Source organism: Acinetobacter junii CIP 64.5 (assembly GCF_000368765.1).
In the GTDB taxonomy this organism is placed as follows: Bacteria; Pseudomonadota; Gammaproteobacteria; order Pseudomonadales; family Moraxellaceae; genus Acinetobacter; species Acinetobacter junii.
The window spans coordinates 690,585-708,359 of record NZ_KB849654.1 but is presented as its reverse complement, the minus strand read 5'-3'; the positions used below and the strand labels follow the sequence as shown (position 1 = coordinate 708,359).

Genomic DNA, 17,775 nt, shown 5'->3' with positions numbered 1-17,775 from the left:
GAAATGGCGACAGCATTGAATCAAAACATCTGTTTTATTGGCGGCGGTAACATGGCTCAGGCCTTGATCGGAGGATTACTTTCTCGTGGGCTGCCAACAACACGAATTACAGTTTCAGATCCAGTAGAACAAATTCGTCAAATATTAGAAGAAAAAGGAATTCAAACAATCACGGACAATGTTGAAGCAATTCAAAATGCAGATGTGGTCGTACTGGCGGTTAAGCCTCAAGTGTTAGCTACGGTTTTACAACCTTTAAAAGGTTTGCTATCCGATAAACTGGTTATTTCCATTATTGCAGGCGCAGAAATTCAAACAATTTCAGAGCTGATTGGTGGAAGCCAGCGTATTGTGCGTGTAATGCCAAATACACCTGCTTTAGTACAAACAGGTGCGCACGGTATTTATGCTTCAGAAGCTGTTAATGCTCAAGATCGTGAGTTAACGAGTCAAATTTTAGCTGCAACAGGTTTGACGATTTGGGTCGATAGCGAAGCTCAAATTGATGCTGTAACAGCGGTATCAGGTTCGGGACCTGCATATTTTTTCTATCTAATGGAAAGTATGATTCGAGCAGGAAAGAATTTGGGCTTAGATGAGAAAGTTGCAACAGCACTAACGTTGCAAACAGCATTGGGTGCAGCCCAAATGGCAATTACCAGCTCTAACTCACCATCAGAATTGCGTAAAAATGTGACATCTCCAAATGGTACGACTCAAGCTGCATTAGAGGTATTTGATCGTGCGCAGATTTCACAAAATATTCAAGCAGCGCTTGCGGCAGCTCAGAAACGTAGTCAAGAGCTTGCACAAGAGTTAAGTGAAAAGACAAAATCAGTTTAAGTAGGATAAGACAAGTATGGGTGCAAGTTCTGCGCTAATTTTTGGTGTTTTGATCAATGTCGCAATTTTATTGGTCTTTTTCCGTTTTTTAATGCAATTGGCAGCGGTTAGCCCTTATAACCCAGTTGTACTTTCAACTGTTAAAGCGACCAAAATTGTAGATATCCTAAGTCGTAGTTTGCCAACCGTAGGCAAAGGGCGCGTCAATTTAGCGGCAATTGCTTTATTGATTGTGCTTTATTTGTTGAAAATTTTCGGGTTGATGTATCTATCAGGGCAGATGCCCCATAGTGCTGTCTATCTTGTAATTACGACATTCGTGACGATGATTCAGGATTTGATTCGTTTCTGTCGCTACTTGATTTTTGCAACGATTATTTTGAGTTGGGTGGTGATGTTTACACAGTCACGCTCACCATATATCGAAGTTATTCAGGAACTCGCAGAACCTTTACTTGCGCCTTTCCGTCGTTTACTACCAAATATGGGGATGATTGATTTGTCACCAATTTTGGCTTTCTTGGCGTTGTATATTGCTGAGATTTTGATGAATGAAGCTGCAAAAGTTCTGTTGACGGGTCTTTGATCGGTTTGAAAATAAAAAAAGGATTGTGTCAAAACAATCCTTTTTTTATGCCTACAAATTAGTGTGCGGCATCCCAGTTTAGACCTTGTCCAACTTCCACCACAAAAGGTACGGAAATTTCTAATACAGACTGCATCACATCAGCAATTTGTTTTGAAAGTTCATCTGCAATTGACACATCAGCTTCAAAAACCAATTCATCGTGCACTTGCAGTAAAAGTTTAGCTTGATCTTTAGGCAAAATTTTATCAACGGCAATCATTGCAAGTTTGATGATATCTGCTGCACTTCCTTGTAAGGGGGCATTAATCGCCGCTCGTTCAGCTGCTTGCTTGATCATTTTATTTGTTGCCAAAATATCAGGTGTGTATAGACGACGACCTAAAATGGTTTCTACAAAACCTTGCTCACGAGCAATCTGACGTGTACGTTCCATATAATCCAATACACCTGGATAACGTTGGAAATAACGTGCAATATAGCTACGTGATTCTTCACGAGTGAAACCAAGTTGGCGGGTTAAGCCAAACTCAGACATGCCGTAAAGCAACCCAAAGTTAACCGCTTTAGCTTGGCGACGTTGATCATTGGTTACGTCTTCAATAGCGATTCCCAATACTTCAGAGGCAGTACGACGATGAACATCCTGACCTTGTTGAAAAGCGTGTACTAGAGCATCATCTTGTGAAAAATGAGCCATTAAGCGCAGTTCAATCTGTGAATAGTCGGCTGCAAGTAGGACACGACCTTCGGGAGCGATAAATGCTTTACGAATTTGGCGACCAATTGGTGTACGAATCGGGATGTTTTGCAGATTAGGATCAGTAGAAGATAAACGCCCTGTCGCAGTTAAAGCTTGATGATAGCTAGTATGTACACGATGGGTTGCATCATGTGATTGCTCAACTAATCGATCAGTATATGTATTTTTGAGTTTTGCCAAGCCGCGATGTTCTAAAATCACTTCCGCTAAAGGATGTTCGATTTTTTCAAGAATACTTTCACTGGTACTGTATTGTCCCGTGGCAGTTTTCTTACCGCCTTTAATTCCCAACTTATCAAATAGAACCTCTCCGACCTGTTTAGGCGAGGCAATATTAAACGTTTCACCTGCAAGCTCAGTTGCTTGATTCTCTAATGTTTGCATGGTGTCGGAGAATTCTACACTGAGCTGATCTAAGAATTTATGATCAAGCTTGATTCCATCTTCTTCCATCCCTGTCAGTACTCGTGCAACAGGCATCTCAATATTGTGGAGAATATTAACAAGTTCAGGATAGCTTTTTAGTTTTGAAGAAAGTACTTCATACAAACGATAAGTGACGTGTGCATCTTCGGCTGCATAATGTGCTGCAACTTCGAGTTCAATCTGATTAAAGGTTTTTTGCTTAGCGCCTTTACCTGCAATTTGTTCGAAAGTAGTTGTCAGGTGGCTGAGATAAACACGTGCTACATCATCCATACCATGACGAGTTGCAGCAGCATTCAAAACATAGGACGCGAGCATAGTATCGAAGTACCAGCCTTGGATTGTGATACCGTGATTGGCAAAGATATGAGCATCATATTTTAAATGATGACCAATTTTCTTGACTTGCTCATTTTCTAAAATTGGTTTGATTTGTGCTAAAACTTGTTCCCGATTGAGTTGTTCAGGAGCACCTTCATAATCATGAGCTAGAGGAACATAGTAGGCTTCATTGGCATCAAATGCGATTGAGAATCCAACCAGTTCAGCCACTCGATAGTCTAAGTTGGTGGTTTCTGTATCAATTGCAAAGTGATCCGCTTGTTGCATACGTTGCAACAATAGCTCCCAGTCAGCTTGCTCTAGTACAGTATGATAAGTCGCTTCACCTAATTGATCATCTTGGCTTGAAAGATTTGCATGATCTTCTACCGCTATAGATTCTGTTTTTTGTTCAGCTTTGACAATACTTTGAGAGGTCTGTTGATAGACAAGCGTATTTGGATTATTAGGATGATCCAAAGATTGTAATTGGTTACGGAACTCAAGTTCTGTGTATAAGTGACGAAGTTGTTCGGTGTTCGGTTGACTCAATTTTAGATCATGCCAATCTAAAGCGAGATCGAGGTCACAGACGATACTTGCCAACTGGTGGTCAATTTTAATATTGTCTAAATTATCTTTGATATTCTGACTGAGTTTACCTTTGAGTTGATCCACGTTCGCAATAATATTATTGAGAGAACCATATTCTGTTAATAGTTTTGCCGCAGTCTTTGCGCCTACTCCTGGAACACCCATGATGCCATCGGATGCATCGCCCATGAGCGTAAGATAATCAATAATTTGATGAGGGTGTACGCCAAATTTCTCTAATACACCAGCCTCATCAAGCACACGTTCTTTAAAACTATCTTCAAGTTTGACATGTGGATTAACAAGTTGAGCCATATCCTTATCACCTGTCGAGATTAAGACATGATGACCTTCTGATAATGCTCGTTTTGTTAATGTCCCAATAATATCATCCGCCTCTGCGCCAGGAAGGCTATATAACGGGATGCCGAGAGCTTTAATTAGGGCATGTAAATAAGGAATTTGTTCAGATAACTCCTCCGGCATGCTTGGACGATCACCCTTATATATGGGTGATAATTTATGGCGGAAAGTTGGTTCTGGAGTATCAAAAATAACAGCCATATGTGTTGGCTGGGTACGACGCATTAATTTCTGAATCGCTGAGATAGCACCACGAATTGCATTAGTATGTAGGCCAGTAGACGTTGTTAATGGCGGTAAAGCGTGAAAAGCACGAAATAGAAAATAAGACCCGTCAACCAAGACAAAAGGTGGCATTGCGCAAATCCTTATTATGAACTGCGAGCTATTTTACGTGAAAAAGCAGTCCATGTCCTTGTTAGGCAGAACGATGATGAAGATCTATGTCGTTTAAAAATTGCAGTTATTTGTATGTAAAAATGACGGTTTATAGACTGATCAAGTAAGATACGATTAATAAAGCTGTAATCATTGATATAAGTCTATGTATAAAAAAGATAAACAGGGAATCGTGATTGTTTTAGTTGTGCTGACAGTATTACTAGCATCAGCGATTGCATTTCAATGGCAAGGCACTATTGTTGCTTCTGCGATTGGTTTAACTGTTGCTATTGTGCACATTCTTTCAGAAATTCACACTCGATTATGTCAACTTGAATATGATGCTCCAAGTTATTTTGCTCAATCAGCTACAATTGGTGCTCAGAAGATCGTGATTTATAGTGCTGCATTAGTCGCACTTTTTGCCTATGCAAATACATGGATGTGGTTGGCAGGCGGTGCATTGTTAGTGTTGTTACTTTGTCTTATTCAGACGATCAGTAGCTTTCAAACGCGGTTATTGCATTTAGAACAATATGGAAAAACAGACGTCCAAAATGATTTAAATAGTGTTTCTGCTCATATCAACCAAGCTAATCAATTATCAACACCTAATCATTCTGTCTCTGAAAGTCAGGTGCAACATCCAGCTACATGGATGCAAGCAGAATCTTCATCATCAAACGAATACTCATTAACTCAGCCATCTCAGAAGCAATTATCGACATCATCTCAAACTGCATGGTGGCAACCTATCTTGCAATGGATGATTCATGGCAATCCGATTTTACGAATTGCTGTCGCTGTATTGATGGTTGGCGTCGTATTATTATTACGTTTCGCAAGTGAGCATTGGCAGTTAAGCTTAGGTGTAAAGCTTAGTTTTATTGCCCTTACAGGTACTGTGATCACAATCGCAGGATACTGGTTGCAACGAAAAAATCAGCTTTTTGCTGTTGCATTGCAGGGCGTCGGTCTTGCTATTGTGTTCCTCACATTGATTTTCTCACATCACTTTGCAGTGATTGCGAGTTTAAAAACAGCCAGTTTATTCTTTGTAATTTTATTATCAGTCACTGTTTATCTGAGTTTAAAACAACAGGCATTATATTTGGCCATGCTAGCGCTGACGATGGCTTATATTGCACCACTTGTCATACCTCAATCACATCCTGACGTGATTTTCTTATTTGGCTATTATTTTGTGATTAACCTTGCTGTTGCAGCCGTTAACTTTATTCAACCTTGGAAAATTCTGCATCAGATTGCCTTTTTTGCCACGCTCTTTATTGGTGGGGCTATGATTGGGCTTTATGGAGAGACTCAACAGTTCGACACCTTAGATTTAATTTTATGGTTGCATATCGGTTTGTTTATTTGGCTAAGTATTCGTTATAGCCAATTGATGCTGCGGGTACGTGATGAGGATTTATCAATAGAGAATAAAGCGAATCAAAAGGAACAGCGATTACAACCAATTTTAGATGTAGGTTTGATTTTTAGTGTTCCTGTATTGGGTTTCTCTCTACATGCTTATCTGATGCACAACTCTACTCAAGCACTGACTTGGGGTGCAGTTGCACTTGCGATTATTTATGGTGCTTTAAATATTTGGATTAAACAAAGGCATCCGCAGCTTTCTATTTTGGCTAAAAGCTTCTTTATTCTTGCAGTGGTATTTACGGCTTTGATATTTCCATTGGCAAAAGGAGCACATTGGACATCAACAGGTTGGGTCATTCAAGGAACAGCATTGATCGTTTGGGGGGTGACCGAGCGTTATCGTCTTAGTCGATATATCGGGGTTGCCTTAGTGCTATTGAGTTCTGTGGCACTTATTTTCCAAGTTTGGTCAAATGATGACTTCCCAATTTTGAGTACAGTGATTTTTGCACTTGCGCAATTCATATCAGCTTTCTATTTATTGCACTATCAAGAGGTCGAAAAATATTTTAGTGCGCGGATGCTAAGCGGTATTTTTTTAGCACTTGGTATGTATGCAGGATCAATTGCTGCGATAGAGTTTATGCATTGGCAAAATCAAGGCATGAATCCTTATTTGGCAATCGCAGCCGTTTTGTTGTTGTTATTTAGTTTTATGGTTCAGCTTAAGTCCAAAATCGAATGGGTTAATGTACAACTTATCTTGATCAGTGGATTACTTTTCTTAATTTATGGCGTAAGTTTTGCGGAGAATGTTTACTCCACAGGTGATTGGTTTACACCTCTAAGCCAATTTAGCGCCCTGACGACTACACTTGTGCTGACTATTTTGCTCATCAAGATGAAATCTTTCTCTTCATCGCTATATTCTTTGATCTGGTCTGCTTTACTTTGGTTAAGTTTAGCGGGTATTGGTATTACACTTTTCCCAAATATTGCTGTTATTGCATTGGCTGTTTTTCCTGCAATATACGCTGGCTGGTTATTTTTATCAAAAAACCTGCTTTTATTGAATCAACAACCAGTGTGGGGGCTAACCTTATTTTGGTTACTTTTAATTTGTTTAGATTCATATTCTGCAACTCAGTTTTATGTGCTTCCTTTATTTAACTTAACTGATTTTCTCTCTTTACTAATGTTTATTGGTTTGATCTGGGTGATTTATCATCATCATTTTGACGATGAGCATTCAGTAGAATGGGGATTCAAAGTCTCAACGATTTTAGTCGGTTTACTTGTATTAAGTAGCATCGTTGTACGCGCTATGCATCATTATGTTGGAACACCATTATGGGGGATAGAAATCTGGCGGAATGGCAATGTACAACTAAGTTTGACCTTATTATGGGTGATTTTAGCTTTTATTCTTATGACCTTTTCAAGCTGTCATCATATTCGACAAATTTGGTTTGTTGGGGCTGCGTTGTTGGGGATCGTTGTGTTTAAGTTATTGTTATTAGATTTATCGCAAAGTGGTACTTTGACACGTGTTATTTCGTTTATTGGTTCAGGTGCAGTCATGCTTGTAATTGCATATCTTGCACCTTTACCACCTGCCCAAGAACAGTCTAAAGAATCTTCATCTATCTAACTTTATCTTCTTTTTTGAGCTCTTTTTGATGGGCATATTGATCGACCTCATCATCTTCTAAAGTGATGGGGCGATCAATTAAACCCATTTTAGGCACAGGGATTTCAATTTCATTTTCAAGGAAACCATTACGAACCCTTTCTTGCATTTCATCTCGGACTTTTAATGCATTTTCCTGACGACACCATACCGCAAACAACAGCTCAATTGAGGATTCACGAAATGCAGTTACTGTTACGGTTGGTTTAGGATCATCCATAACCAGTGGATATTTAGATGCAACATCTAATAGTACCTGTCTTACCTTAATAATATCTTCGTGAAAATTAATCGCTAAGGTAATCGGAATACGCCGTATCGGGTATTTGGATAAATTCATGACAGGGGTGCGAATGAGCTGCTCATTTGGAAGCCGAATGTAGACATTGTCGAGCGTCAGAAGTTTGACCGATAAAAGATCGATAGAGATCACTTCACCTTCAATGGTTTGTCCTCGAATCAACGTAATCTGTATTGTATCGCCGACTTCAAAAGAACCTTCACCGATTAAGAAGAGCCCGCTGATTAAGTTTGTCGCTGAGGTTTGAGAAGCGAAACCTAGAGCAACAGTTAGTATCCCTGCTGCGCCCAAGAAGACACTGAGTTTAAATCCAGCTTCTCTTAAACTGGTCATGATGAAGAGTAGGAAAATAAAGTAAAAAATACCTCTTCGCCATAATAATCGTTGATGTGCGTTAAACCGACTACCAATGGTGCGTATAAAGGTATTAGAAACTAGACGTGCAATTACAAAGCCGATTAAACATAAAATTAGGGCTACAGCAATTTCACTTAGTCTTTCAAAATTAATATTGGTAAATATGCTGGTGAAGCTAGATGCGACATCTTTTGGAATATTGGTATCTGCCATAGCAACTCCTTAAAAGAATGAATCAAACATATTAAATAAGTTGCTTCCAGGCGCACGTGGAGGATGTACGTAAATGACTTCACCCGCCTGAGTTGGGGTTTTGTTTTCAATACGAATACGTGCAGGATGTTCTGAACCCTCATAATACACCTTGATTTGAGATGTCCAGAGACGACCTGTGCCTTCACTATAGAATAAAGGTAGGGCAGGAACAGGAACATTCATACGATCAAATCGCAGTTGATGCTGACTTGTATTATGAAACTCGATAGGTGTAACAGCTCTAAAGGCACGTGGCTTTAATAGATTTAGGTCAGTTCGTCCATCTACAGATGTCGCATAACAAATTTCACCATGCTGAGGATCTTTACCAAACCATGTGTCTTTCGGCTGAATCACAGGGATATCAAACAAAGGTTCACTTAAACCATCTACTAAGCCTGCAATCCATAACGGAGTGCTGATATACAGCGTTCCGCGTTGACCAGCAGGAATATAAATCGGATCAACAGGTTTAATAACAACAGAGCGATCTGCCAAACGTGGCATTAAATGAAATGAGCTATTGGTTTTGTGAAACATATAGCGTTCAATTTTTGCAGGTTGAGGCATTGCAAATTCTGTATCAGACAAAACATGCCATTGTTGCTCGTAATCATGCTGACATTGTGGTCGATGATATTCTAAACGCCATTCTTTAATGCCTCTCGTTAGGCGAAAGAGCAGTGAACCAAATTGCCAAGCTTTGGCTTGTTGAATTTCAAATTGTTGTTCACCCCACCATCTCAATGTGTCAGAGTGAGGTGCTTTATATGGATTATTTTGAGACAAGGTGCAAAATTCCTTTGTGAGTATGCTAAACAGACTTCACGCTGTAATCTCCTTAGAGTACACTCAACTCTCCCTTTCATCATTATAAATTGTGATGCAAATACTTAAACAAATACAAATTCCATATAGTTTCGCCAAAAGGCATGGCGTTTTATTGCGCTATGAAGGCGATCAAGTTTTTATTGTACGACGCAAGGATACAGCGCGAATTGCATTACAAGAAGCACGTCGAATTTTGGGGAAAGCTGCGCATGATCAATTGTGTACAGATCAAGAGTTTCATGCTCTACTCAGTTCCAGTTATGCAGGTGATACAGGCGAATCTCAGCAAGTTGCTGCTGGTTTAGAGGATCATCCTGATTTATTAAGTTTGGCTGATCAGGTGCCTGAAGCTGAAGATTTAATGGATCAAGAAGATGATGCACCTATTGTTCGTCTGATTAATGCGTTGTTATCCGAAGCGATTCGTGTTGGCGCATCAGATATTCATATTGAGGCATTTGAAAAAAAGTTGTCTGTTCGTTTACGCGTAGATGGTCAATTACGAGAAATTGTTCAACCACGCCGTGAATTAGCTCCTTTGCTGGTCTCACGTATTAAAGTCATGGCAAAGTTGGACATTGCTGAAAAACGTATTCCACAAGATGGTCGTATTTCTTTGCGTTTAGCAGGACGTGAGGTCGATGTTCGTGTTTCTACTTTACCTTCATCTCATGGTGAGCGCGTGGTGATGCGTTTACTTGATAAGCAGGCGGGTCGTTTGAACATGACACACCTTGGTTTGATGCAAAATGATTATGAACGTTTAACTCAATTGGTTCATCGTCCACATGGCATCATTTTGGTCACTGGTCCAACGGGTTCAGGTAAAACCACAACTTTATATGCAGCCTTATCTGACTTGAATGATAATACGCGCAATATTTTGACGGCCGAAGATCCAATTGAATACCAACTAGAAGGGATTGGGCAGACACAGGTCAATACGAAAGTTGATATGACATTTGCTCGTGCGCTTAAAGCTATGCTGCGTCAAGATCCTGATGTTGTTATGGTGGGTGAGATTCGTGATCTTGAAACGGCAGAAATTGCGGTACAAGCCTCACTCACAGGTCACCTTGTTTTATCTACGTTACATACCAATACTGCAATTGGTGCGGTAACTCGTTTAAAAGATATGGGGATTGAACCATTCTTGCTTTCAAGTTCATTGATTGGTGTAATTGCACAGCGTTTAGTTCGAACATTATGTCCACATTGCGTAACTTGGCGAAAAGCAGATGATTTTGAACGACAGGTGTTTCAGCATCTCAAGGTAGATGAACACATGGAATTACCTGAACCACATGGTTGCGAGAAATGTTCACATGTTGGTTTTAGTGGGCGAACAGCGATTTATGAAATTGTGCCAGTCGATGAGTCGATGCGTCGATTAATTCATGGTAATGCAGCCGAATATGAGTTGGAAAATCATGCTCGCCGTCATGCCGCATCGATTCGTGATGATGGCTTATTAAAAGTCTTGGCTGGTAAAACCACTTTAGAAGAAGTGCTACGTGTTACAAACGAAGCAGCTGAAGAATAATTTTCTACTCTTAATGAAAAACAGCATGATCAATCATGCTGTTTTTTATTTTATATATCAATATGTTATGATATTGAAATTCACATCAATATTGTTGCGTGTTGCATTTGAATACGGACATACGATGTGTGCTGCTGCTACAAGTTCCTCAGCCTCAGTTTGATCCATTCCGATTAAATAGATATTCAAAGTCACTTCAATACCGAAGCCATTTGGAATCGGGCCAATACCAACTTCACCCTCAATATAAGCATCTGGAGTAATCTTTAATTTATCTCGGTTTGCTACAAACTTCATGGCACCTAAAAAACATGCTGAATAGCCTGCTGCAAAAAGTTGTTCTGGATTGGTCACTTCACCACCAGCACCGCCCATTTCTTTAGGTACGCCTAATTTAACATCTAAAACACCATCAGAAGATGTCGCACGACCATCACGACCACCTGTTGCTTTAGCTTTTGCTCGATAAACTACTTTTTCTAATGACATATTGAATAATCCTAGCTGACACAGTTTGGTATCATTCAATCCTGCATAAATGGATGATGAAAGCAAAGGAGAAAACGGTAAATTTAATGACGGCTTTGGTAAAGAAGTAAAAGACAAAATATAAAATTGAAAAGAGTATCTACCCATCAAATAGATGCAGAAAATCTACCAAAGCTCTATGATTTTTTTCATCAATTTTGCTCTAAAACGTGCGGTTGGATTATTTATATCATTTTGAGATTGTTGTTCATAAAAACTATACCAAGCTTTAATCATATCTTGAGTAACACCTTTCTGTTTGATGATCACGACATCTTCACGCTGGATATTATCTAGTCTTTGTCGAGCACCTTCAGCACCAGTCCCCCAACCAATAATCCAAAGACCAAAGCTATTAAATGATAAATTTGATTGTGTAGGTAAGTGCTGCATGTCATTTGTTACTTCAACAGCATTAGCATAACTTGGTACCACATTAATGAATGTAGTTGCCCCTATAATCAACAAAATAGAAAAAAGTCTAAACATGGATACAGCTTAATTGGTGTTAAGAAAGAATTTTACAATAATCAAACTACATAAATATTATGGTTTGTTTGACTATCCTAAATTATGTTTATTAAATCATGAACCTAGGTGTGGAGGGGAGATAAAGCGTGACTAAAAAATTCAAAAACTAAAATTTCAATAATTAAAGTGAGACTTAGTAGGCAATTATTCTTCGATGTTGCATAAGTGGCATAGATAAGCGAATATTTTCTTGTTCAACTTGATCGAAATCAGCGCTAATTAAACCATGCCCTTCGTAGTCGATTATTTGTAAAAGTTGTCCACGACTATTGGCTATACCCGAATGACCCCATGTTTGACGTTTTTCACCATGCCAACCCTGTTGTGCAGCACCTAATACAAAACATTGACTGTCCATAGCTCGTGCTTGTAGTAACAATTGCCAGTGCATTTGACCTGTTGTGTAAGTAAAAGCAGCAGGAGCAGATAAAATGTTTGCACCTTGTTGGCGTAAGGTTAGTGCGAGTTCTGGAAAGCGAAGATCATAACAAACCATTAAGCCAATATGACCAAAAGGTGTTTTTGCAACAACGACTTGATCACCTGGTTCAAAGAATTTTGATTCTTGATAGCCACCAACAGCATCACCCACTTGAACATCAAACAAATGGATTTTGTCATAACGAGCCTCAGTACCTTCAGGACTAATACATAAGCTTACGGTTCTGACACGTCCATCAGTAATGACTGATCCATCTGGGCGAAAAGGGCACGGTAAAGTGCCAGCGATAATCCATATTTGATATCGGTGTGATAATTGTTCTAAACGTTGCTGAATGGTTTCAAATTGATTTGCAGTTTCACGTTGTTTTCCTGCAGCAAAACAAACAAAGTTTTCAGGAAAAACGATTAATTCGCCACCCTGAGCCTTACTTTGTTGAATTAATGACTCGATGACAAGGAAATTAGATTCAATGTCATCTTGTGAATTCATTTGAGCAACAGAAAGTAAGGTCATAAGTGTGCAGACTTAGTTATCAATTAAGCATTTTGTTGGTGTGTATCAAGATTTAGACAATCTTGCTCTTTTTGCAATTGCTTCACTAATGGTTCAAACATATTTTGATTGTTTTCATTCAAACGCATTAATGTTTTGTGTGCTTCTAATACAGTGTTGAGCATGGCGCTGTGAGTAACATGTTCTTCAGTTAGCTCAAGCGTGCAAACATTAGGATCACCACAGTAATTTAAAATCACAAAGACCTGACCCAAACCCATGCTATTGGCTAGGGTGGTAATATCTGGATTGGTTGACAGCATCACTGCTTGTATATGATGAACTTGTTTGAGTTTTAAGCCCAACTTTGCAAGTACACCTAATACAGTACTATCAATGAACGTTGTTTCAGTTAAATCAACGATTGCACCAACAACATTTTGCTGCTGTTCAATTTTGTTGAGTAATTTGTCTAGACTTATACAAGAATGTGCACGCACTTCGCCAATAAGCTTGAAAATATGCGTTCCGTTCAAACTTGCATATTCAACATGACCTGTTGACATATAAATGCCATTTTCAGAGAAAGGATATAAAATTATCCCATAGTGATATGGTAGACACAAGTGGTTGTATAGTTCTTTGTTTTTAAGTTATTGATAATTAGATTAATTCATTCGGCATATGCTGAGTATAGCGATGTCATCTGCAACGTGTTCAGGAGCTTGGAATGAATTATTCTGAAGATGATCAACCAATTGGTTGAACTGATCATTCAAACCACCATCAAAGGGTTCAAGAGCACCATCTGAACATAAAATAAAACGTGCATCAGGATTTAATTTACAAATGTGTTCTTCAACATCTAAATCCTCAGTGAGTCCCAAAGGGAAACTACTGGTTGTAAGAATTTGAGGTGCTTGATTAGGTTCAAAGATAATTGGAGGTGGATAGTGCCCTGCACTAGACCATGTAATTTCATGAGTTTGTAGATTTAGAATACCTGCCACCATTGTGATATGTTTTTCAATATTCTCTTGAACTAACATTGCATTCAGTTTTTGAATGAGCTGGCGAGGTGTCTTGGAACGACCATGAAAAGCTGCCATCCATGAGGTTAGTAAACTACTTGTGACACCATGACCTGAAACATCAGCTAAATAAAACAGCACTTCATATTCATTGAGTTTCCAATAATCATACCAATCTCCTGATAAATAAGCCGAAGGTTGAAAAAAAGACTCAACCTCATAATTGGGTAGACTTATTGGGTTCGGTAGTAAACGTTTCTGTAATGCTGCTGCTGAAGGAAGATCACGACTATCTTGATTTCGTTTGTATTGCGCATCAATTTTGAATAAAGCATGTATTGGATTTTTGGGTAAATTGTTCCAAATCCAACCAGCTAAAGCACCCATTTCCCAAGCTTGGGCTAATGCAGCACCTTCATCTTCAAATGCTAATACGATCGTTGGGAGCTTCCATTGATATTTCAAAAAGTCCTGCACATCGGCAATTGCAATTATTGTTTGATCATATAAGTCTAAATCATCAACTTGAATGATCTGTAGACTGGGTAGCTCATTCAGAGCTTGATCTAAACAAGGTATTGAGCGCGATGGTTGAATGAAATACATAGATGAATAGCCGATCCTTTGTATGATCATTTTTTAATTCATCATAGATGAAATATGATGGAAAACATAGTATTACTCACATTTAAAATAGAGAGTAATACTTATGTCTATAAATATAGAAATACGAATTTACTGATTATCCGAAGATTCTTCACTATCTTCAGTATCATCTACAAATGATACATCTGCAGAGTCGCTATGTTTTTCAGCAATTTGGAAAGCCTTTCTTTGCAGATAGAAATCTCGAATCATTGCATATTTATCGCCTTTTAAGCTTTCTTCAATATCCAAAACTTGAGCACGAGCATCTATAGCTTGTAACACATTTGTAGACCAATAAATTCCTTGTTGGTCGTCGAGCATATATTTTTGTGGGCGACCATAACGATCGATAGCTAAGCCAAACCCATCACGAAAAGTACTAGGTCCGAAAAAAGGAAGCATTACATAAGGACCAGACGGGACGCCGTAATAGCCTAAAGTCACACCAAAGCTTTCCTCTTCGGTTGGTAATCCTAAACGACGTGCTGGGTCAGAAAAACCTAAGGTTGTTAAAGTATTTAAAGTAAAGCGTCCTAATGTTTTTGCTGCGCGAGATGGACGCCCTTGTATAAGTTGGTTGACGGCATTCCACGGCTCACCGAGGTTTTTGCGAAATTGACGATAAGGACTTCGTACAGGTTCTGGTACTTTTTCAACGTATTGGATAGCTACTGGCTTAAGTACATATCGGTCTAATGTATCGTTGAAGGCAAAGATTTGGCGATTTAATGGTTGTAGAGGATCTTTAACCGCATCAGGTTGCGCTGCATTTGCATTTACCTTCAAATCATCCTTGGTTATTTTTTTTAAATCTTTAATTGCTTGCAGAGTTGATGTTTTTTGTTGTGTATTTAATTGGTTTTCAATTGATTCAGTTACGACTGGGGATTGCTCAGATACATCTTGAGCTATTGCTGTATTAAATGCTCCAGCAGTTAACAACCCAAGCAAGAAAAAATTTGAGTAATGCATATAAGTCCTTAATCGCAGTTAGAGCGAAATTACAGTCATTAAAATGAATGCGCTAATTAAACGCAAAACATAGATAAAGTAAGTACAATTTATTTGTTCTACTATTATTAAAGCAAATTCGATCGAAAAATATAAGAAATATTGTGAATTTGGTTTAAAAATGTTCACTCGAAATAAAATCCTATTGAAGGGTGTTGCATAGGTGTGAGAATACTGTAGAATGCACATCCATCGGCGGTGATGCGGATAAAAACTTGTTGAGAAACAAGGATTTGGCTAAAATGGTTGGATTCTTGGGTTGGTTGATAAGTTTTAAAAATATCTAAATTACCTGTTGACTTTAAAGAAATTTAGAGTAATATAGCCGACCTAGCTTGATGATGACGAATCATCGAGAAGATCATTAAGAGAATAGAAGAACAACTTGTGTGGATTTTTACTGGTTGATCGATCGAAATAATTTTCATTGATTGAATGGTAGAAATTTCTCGAAGTTTATTTGAGCGAATTTTTAGTCAGAAAATTGATGAGCCAGAATTAGCACCTTGTCTTAACTAAGGTGCAAAATGATTTTAACTGAAGAGTTTGATCATGGCTCAGATTGAACGCTGGCGGCAGGCTTAACACATGCAAGTCGAGCGGAGATGAGGTGCTTGCACCTTATCTTAGCGGCGGACGGGTGAGTAATGCTTAGGAATCTGCCTATTAGTGGGGGACAACATTCCGAAAGGAATGCTAATACCGCATACGTCCTACGGGAGAAAGCAGGGGATCTTCGGACCTTGCGCTAATAGATGAGCCTAAGTCGGATTAGCTAGTTGGTGGGGTAAAGGCCTACCAAGGCGACGATCTGTAGCGGGTCTGAGAGGATGATCCGCCACACTGGGACTGAGACACGGCCCAGACTCCTACGGGAGGCAGCAGTGGGGAATATTGGACAATGGGGGGAACCCTGATCCAGCCATGCCGCGTGTGTGAAGAAGGCCTTATGGTTGTAAAGCACTTTAAGCGAGGAGGAGGCTACCGTGACTAATACTCAAGGAGAGTGGACGTTACTCGCAGAATAAGCACCGGCTAACTCTGTGCCAGCAGCCGCGGTAATACAGAGGGTGCGAGCGTTAATCGGATTTACTGGGCGTAAAGCGTGCGTAGGCGGCTTTTTAAGTCGGATGTGAAATCCCCGAGCTTAACTTGGGAATTGCATTCGATACTGGGAAGCTAGAGTATGGGAGAGGATGGTAGAATTCCAGGTGTAGCGGTGAAATGCGTAGAGATCTGGAGGAATACCGATGGCGAAGGCAGCCATCTGGCCTAATACTGACGCTGAGGTACGAAAGCATGGGGAGCAAACAGGATTAGATACCCTGGTAGTCCATGCCGTAAACGATGTCTACTAGCCGTTGGGGCCTTTGAGGCTTTAGTGGCGCAGCTAACGCGATAAGTAGACCGCCTGGGGAGTACGGTCGCAAGACTAAAACTCAAATGAATTGACGGGGGCCCGCACAAGCGGTGGAGCATGTGGTTTAATTCGATGCAACGCGAAGAACCTTACCTGGCCTTGACATACTAGAAACTTTCCAGAGATGGATTGGTGCCTTCGGGAATCTAGATACAGGTGCTGCATGGCTGTCGTCAGCTCGTGTCGTGAGATGTTGGGTTAAGTCCCGCAACGAGCGCAACCCTTTTCCTTACTTGCCAGCATTTCGGATGGGAACTTTAAGGATACTGCCAGTGACAAACTGGAGGAAGGCGGGGACGACGTCAAGTCATCATGGCCCTTACGGCCAGGGCTACACACGTGCTACAATGGTCGGTACAAAGGGTTGCTACACAGCGATGTGATGCTAATCTCAAAAAGCCGATCGTAGTCCGGATTGGAGTCTGCAACTCGACTCCATGAAGTCGGAATCGCTAGTAATCGCGGATCAGAATGCCGCGGTGAATACGTTCCCGGGCCTTGTACACACCGCCCGTCACACCATGGGAGTTTGTTGCACCAGAAGTAGGTAGTCTAACCGCAAGGAGGACGCTTACCACGGTGTGGCCGATGACTGGGGTGAAGTCGTAACAAGGTAGCCGTAGGGGAACCTGCGGCTGGATCACCTCCTTAACGAAAGATTGGTGACCGGTAAGAATCCACAACAAGTTGTTCTTCGAAGATGTATCTGAGGGTCTGTAGCTCAGTTGGTTAGAGCACACGCTTGATAAGCGTGGGGTCACAAGTTCAAGTCTTGTCAGACCCACCACTACTGACGAAGTGATGAATAATCACAAGCTGCTAGATAAAAAGATATGTCGTTCATTATGATTAAAGCTGGGGACTTAGCTTAGTTGGTAGAGCGCCTGCTTTGCACGCAGGAGGTCAGGAGTTCGACTCTCCTAGTCTCCACCAAATTCGAGGGTAAACAAAGCAACGCTTTGTCCGAGAATTTAAGCAAACAGCTATGCTGTGCGCAGGCACACATAGAACGAAGCTTGGAGCTAAAGATTA

12 protein-coding genes, 2 tRNA genes, 1 rRNA gene and 2 pseudogenes are annotated in these 17,775 nt (G+C 40.1%); 8 read left to right on the top strand and 9 right to left on the bottom strand.

Translation table 11 applies throughout. The features are described 5' to 3' along the window. The first annotated feature begins 3 nt into the window (after window positions 1–3). Both proC and F948_RS04935 read left to right on the top strand, forming a co-directional pair. Window positions 4–843, top strand: a complete 840-nt coding sequence (proC, locus tag F948_RS04940; RefSeq protein WP_004906762.1) for a pyrroline-5-carboxylate reductase — start codon at window positions 4–6, stop codon at window positions 841–843. A gap of 16 nt (window positions 844–859) precedes the next feature. Further along, window positions 860–1,429, top strand: coding sequence for a YggT family protein (locus F948_RS04935; RefSeq protein WP_004906765.1), 570 nt, complete (start codon window positions 860–862; stop codon window positions 1,427–1,429). Window positions 1,430–1,487: 58 nt separating this feature from the next. On the opposite strand, the gene polA is transcribed toward F948_RS04935, so the two are convergent. Further along, a complete protein-coding gene (gene polA, locus F948_RS04930) occupies window positions 1,488–4,253 on the bottom strand; it encodes a DNA polymerase I (RefSeq protein WP_004960646.1) in 2,766 nt (921 codons plus the stop codon). A gap of 187 nt (window positions 4,254–4,440) precedes the next feature. Between polA and F948_RS16855 the strand changes: the two are divergent. Both F948_RS16855 and F948_RS04925 read left to right on the top strand, forming a co-directional pair. Further along, window positions 4,441–4,815, top strand: a pseudogene (locus tag F948_RS16855) (DUF2339 domain-containing protein); the annotation flags it as partial. 195 nt (window positions 4,816–5,010) lie between these two features. Beyond that, window positions 5,011–7,311 (top strand): annotated as a pseudogene (locus F948_RS04925) (DUF2339 domain-containing protein); the annotation flags it as partial. On the opposite strand, the gene F948_RS04920 reads toward F948_RS04925, so the two are convergent. Next, window positions 7,304–8,221, bottom strand: coding sequence for a mechanosensitive ion channel family protein (locus F948_RS04920; protein ID WP_004960643.1), 918 nt, complete (start codon window positions 8,219–8,221; stop codon window positions 7,304–7,306). The pseudogene F948_RS04925 and the gene F948_RS04920 overlap by 8 nt on opposite strands. Window positions 8,222–8,230: 9 nt before the next feature. Beyond that, window positions 8,231–9,052 (bottom strand): hypothetical protein, encoded by an 822-nt coding sequence (locus F948_RS04915; protein ID WP_004906776.1) that lies wholly within the window; start codon window positions 9,050–9,052, stop codon window positions 8,231–8,233. Window positions 9,053–9,146: 94 nt separating this feature from the next. Here F948_RS04915 and gspE point away from each other — a divergent pair, with 94 nt between their 5' ends. Beyond that, window positions 9,147–10,637: a type II secretion system ATPase GspE gene (gene gspE / locus F948_RS04910; RefSeq protein WP_004955732.1), complete on the top strand. Its 1,491-nt coding sequence runs from the start codon at window positions 9,147–9,149 to the stop codon at window positions 10,635–10,637. 57 nt (window positions 10,638–10,694) lie between these two features. On the opposite strand, the gene F948_RS04905 is transcribed toward gspE, so the two are convergent. The 6 genes from F948_RS04905 to F948_RS04880 form a co-directional block, all read right to left on the bottom strand. Next, window positions 10,695–11,126: an organic hydroperoxide resistance protein gene (locus F948_RS04905; RefSeq protein ID WP_004960641.1), complete on the bottom strand. Its 432-nt coding sequence runs from the start codon at window positions 11,124–11,126 to the stop codon at window positions 10,695–10,697. 165 nt (window positions 11,127–11,291) lie between these two features. Beyond that, on the bottom strand, window positions 11,292–11,654 hold the full coding sequence (locus F948_RS04900) for a DUF4951 domain-containing protein (protein ID WP_004960638.1): 363 nt from the start codon (window positions 11,652–11,654) through the stop codon (window positions 11,292–11,294). A 175-nt stretch (window positions 11,655–11,829) separates the two neighbouring features. Continuing rightward, window positions 11,830–12,654 (bottom strand): carbon-nitrogen hydrolase family protein, encoded by an 825-nt coding sequence (locus F948_RS04895; RefSeq protein ID WP_004960636.1) that lies wholly within the window; start codon window positions 12,652–12,654, stop codon window positions 11,830–11,832. Between the two features lie 23 nt (window positions 12,655–12,677). After that, window positions 12,678–13,199 (bottom strand): anti-anti-sigma factor GigB, encoded by a 522-nt coding sequence (gigB, locus tag F948_RS04890; RefSeq protein WP_004906790.1) that lies wholly within the window; start codon window positions 13,197–13,199, stop codon window positions 12,678–12,680. Between the two features lie 102 nt (window positions 13,200–13,301). After that, window positions 13,302–14,270, bottom strand: coding sequence for an RsbU family protein phosphatase GigA (gigA, locus tag F948_RS04885; protein ID WP_004960633.1), 969 nt, complete (start codon window positions 14,268–14,270; stop codon window positions 13,302–13,304). Window positions 14,271–14,399: 129 nt separating this feature from the next. Then, window positions 14,400–15,284 carry an MlaA family lipoprotein gene (locus F948_RS04880; RefSeq protein WP_004960630.1) on the bottom strand — a complete coding sequence of 295 codons (885 nt, stop codon included), beginning with the start codon at window positions 15,282–15,284 and terminating at the stop codon, window positions 14,400–14,402. Window positions 15,285–15,857: 573 nt separating this feature from the next. On the opposite strand from F948_RS04880, the gene F948_RS04875 reads away from it, so the two are divergent. The 3 genes from F948_RS04875 to F948_RS04865 all read left to right on the top strand — a co-directional run bounded on the left by F948_RS04875 (window position 15,858) and on the right by F948_RS04865 (window position 17,676). Further along, window positions 15,858–17,394, top strand: a 16S ribosomal RNA gene (locus F948_RS04875). Window positions 17,395–17,453: 59 nt separating this feature from the next. Beyond that, a tRNA-Ile gene (locus F948_RS04870) sits at window positions 17,454–17,530 on the top strand. Between the two features lie 70 nt (window positions 17,531–17,600). Then, window positions 17,601–17,676 (top strand) — tRNA-Ala (locus F948_RS04865). Window positions 17,677–17,775: the final 99 nt, after the last annotated feature.